Origin of the sequence: Burkholderia sp. E168m23, assembly GCF_016586125.1 — a bacterium.
In the GTDB taxonomy this organism is placed as follows: domain Bacteria; phylum Pseudomonadota; class Gammaproteobacteria; order Burkholderiales; family Burkholderiaceae; genus Burkholderia; species Burkholderia orbicola.
The window spans coordinates 1-3071 of record NZ_BCPP01000867.1 but is presented as its reverse complement, the minus strand read 5'-3'; the positions used below and the strand labels follow the sequence as shown (position 1 = coordinate 3071).

Genomic DNA, 3071 nt, shown 5'->3' with positions numbered 1-3071 from the left:
GGGCTCGTCGGCCTCGCGTGGTTGATCGACGTCACGCCGGTCGGGATGCCGCTCACTGCCGTGCCGCTCACCGTCGTTCTCTTCGTCATCGGTTTCGGACAAGGCCTCGCGCTGCCGACCCTGATGCGCATGGTGACGGGGCGCGTCGCACCGGCGCTGTCCGGCATGATCGCCGGCATCGTCAGCTCGACGCTGCAGGTCAGCACGTCGCTCAGCGTGGCGATCATCGGCGGAATTTTCTATACGGTGCTCGGCACGCGCCAGGACCCGGCGGCCATCGCGCATGCGTTCATCGTCGCACTCCTGTCGATCTCGTCGTTCCTCGCCATCGGCGCCGCGCTGGGCCTCTCGCTCGCTCGTGCACCCGCCGCGCCCCCCTCGCTGCCGGCCGCTGCCCGGCCGACCTTCGGCCCGGCGCGCAAACGGCCGTGATCGCCCGTCATCGCCAGTCGTCTCCCGTATCGACATTCGCCGCCGTAGCAGTCCGACCTGGAGGTCATTCATGTTTTTCGTCGTTTCCTATCGCCGAGCCGCGGGCACGCGGTTCGATTCCCGTTACTACGTCGAGCAGCACATTCCGCTGGTGGAAAAATCCTGGAAACCGTACGGACTCGAATACGTCGACGCTTTCTTCCCGGCACGTGAGGATAGCGAACTGATCGTCGTGGCGATGTGCCGCTTCAAGGACAGCACGACATTGGACGCCGCGCTCGCGTCCGCGGAGACGGCTCACGTCATGGCCGATATCGATGCGTTCACCGATATCGAACCCGATCGGCACATCGCGGATATGTTCTCGCGCATGTCGTAGCGGCGGTCACGCGGTAACGGCGATCGCGCGCCGCCACGCATCGGTTCCGGCGAGCGCCATCGGTCACTTGTCCGATGGCGCCGCGAGCGATCGGGTGTCAGGATAGGCAACGTCACGCGACTACCCGAACCGGGAGGATGACTGCAATGTCGGTACGTCAGCTGTTCATCGTCGAACTGGCGAGCGGCCTGCCCCGCGCGTTCGGCGTGCTCGCTATCCTGTCGGGACTATTTCGGATCGGCATCGCGGTGCGTCGCGGCAAGCACGCCGGCACGCCGTCGCGAACGATCCCGGATGGGGCGCGAACGGCGCTGGCCGGCGCGCTGCTTTCCTGCGAAGCCGTCGGCGCCGTCTACTTCGCGATCGCGACGTTGGGGTACGGCTGGGCCGACACCGACGCAACGGCCCCGGATCGCCGGAAACGGGTGAGCGACTGGCCGTCTTGAACGGCACGACCGCCATTTCCGACAAGCGGGACAAACCACTGCACGGACGGAGTGTCAAAGGCCGCGCAGGCCGGGCCGTCCTTCCGCGCACGAAGGCGAATCCGCAGCGCGGAGCGCGTCACAGCAACCCCAGCGCCGACGCCTTGAGGGTCGCCGCGGCACGCGTCGAACATTCGAGCTTGCGGAACGCCTTCTCGACATGGGTTCGCACCGTGCTCGGACTCATCGCGAGCGCCTGCGCGACTTGTTTGTTGCTCGCGCCGCGGGAGATCGCCCGCAGGACGTCGACTTCCCGTGCGGACAGGCGCGGGCCAGCGGGCGACGGGCGCGTGGCGGTGCGCCGAAGCAAGGGCGCGCCACCCGTCACGAGCGCGGCCACCGCTTCGCCGCACAGCCGGCCGCACGCCGCTTCTTCCTGCAACTGGCCAGCGGCCGCGGCATCGCTCAGCGCCGCGCGCCACGGACGCGCCGAGCGCAACGCGACCCACGCCAGCGACGCCGCCAGCACGCGCGCCTCCAGCGTCAACGCCGCCTCGCGCGCGCCGCGAAAATAACCCGAGCCGTCCAGCCGTTCATAGGCATACGACGCGAGCACCGCGGCTTCGCCGAGCGCGCCGGTCTGCCGGCCGGCGCGCTCGGTCCAGTACGGCACGAGCCGCACCTTTTCCCAGGCGCTGGCAGGCAGCCGCGTCGGCAGATTCCACACGTCGTTCGGCACCGCGGCCCGACCGATGCCATGAATCAGTCCGGCGCGGTACACGCGTTCGCGCGCCGCCTCGTCCGGCGAGAGACGGCCGTAACACGCGGCCGCCGTCGCGGCGACCGAACGCGAAAAACCCGTCATCCACGGCAGTTTCAGATCGATGACGTCCGCAATCAATTCCGCGGACGTCGCGCCCTGCATGTCCGGTGTGGCCAATGCGGCGTCCAGGTCGGCGGGCGCCATGTGCTCGAGCGCCGCCAGCCAGCGCGGCGCCTCACGCGCAGCCGTCTCGACGAGCATGGCCGGGTAGCGTGACCCCGCGCGTTGCCCGATCAGTTCGACGGCCCGTTCGATGCCGTACGTGCGGCTGAACACGTCGAGGTCGCCCGCGAGCGCGACGATCGACACGGCGGGCGGCACCTGTTCGTGCACGAGCCGGGCGGGCAGCCCGTTACCGTCCCAGGTTTCGAAGATATGCCGCAGCGCGGTTTCCGTCGCGCTGGACAGACCGAGTATTCGCGCCACCTCGCCCGAGACTTCGCAATGGATCTGTGCGAGCGGGATCAGCGCGACGCCCGCCCCGCCGATCGCTTCGGCGATGCCGGGCCGGCCCTCGAGCATCGCGGCGCGGATCGCGACGTCGTCGCCGAATACCTGCGCGAAACCCGCCGCGTTCGCCGTGCAGCCCGACCAGCGCAACAGCGCCACTTCGCGCGCCGTGTCGCACACCGATGCGTCGAATCGTGCCGCATGGGCGAGCTGCGCCGCCAGCCAGCCGGTGCGCGGCGAATGGTCGGTCGGCTGGCCCATGCTGAGGTCGCCGATGAAGGCCAGCGCGCGTACGGCGTCGAATATGCGCAGCGGGGCGTGACGGGCTTGGGCGTCGGACATCGGGCGGGGCCGGGACGTTTGCAAGGATGGGAAAACGATCATACGCGACGGCGTCGCGGCGTGCATGAGCATGAGCATCGGGGCTCGGGGTTCGCCGCGGCCGGCCCGGCGCGAAGTCCCCCCGCCTCGGTGCAGGCAACCGGAGGACGTCGCCATCGGACATCTGACCGATAGCGGCAAGGCCGGGCGATTGCGATACTCGGCGCACTGGAGATCCGGG

3 protein-coding genes and 1 pseudogene are annotated in these 3071 nt (G+C 69.4%); 3 read left to right on the top strand and 1 reads right to left on the bottom strand.

What is annotated here, in order from left to right; genetic code table 11:
- From JMF90_RS31045 to JMF90_RS31035, 3 genes and pseudogenes are all read left to right on the top strand, one after another.
- Window positions 1–432 (top strand): annotated as a pseudogene (locus JMF90_RS31045) (MFS transporter); the annotation flags it as partial.
- Window positions 433–502: 70 nt separating this feature from the next.
- Entirely contained in the window at window positions 503–811 is a 309-nt protein-coding gene (locus JMF90_RS31040) for an EthD family reductase (protein WP_011549849.1), read from the top strand.
- A 146-nt stretch (window positions 812–957) separates the two neighbouring features.
- On the top strand, window positions 958–1257 hold the full coding sequence (locus JMF90_RS31035; RefSeq protein WP_041489555.1) for a hypothetical protein: 300 nt from the start codon (window positions 958–960) through the stop codon (window positions 1255–1257).
- A gap of 118 nt (window positions 1258–1375) precedes the next feature.
- On the opposite strand, the gene JMF90_RS31030 is transcribed toward JMF90_RS31035, so the two are convergent.
- Entirely contained in the window at window positions 1376–2851 is a 1476-nt protein-coding gene (locus tag JMF90_RS31030) for an HD domain-containing phosphohydrolase (protein WP_054928661.1), read from the bottom strand.
- Window positions 2852–3071: the final 220 nt, after the last annotated feature.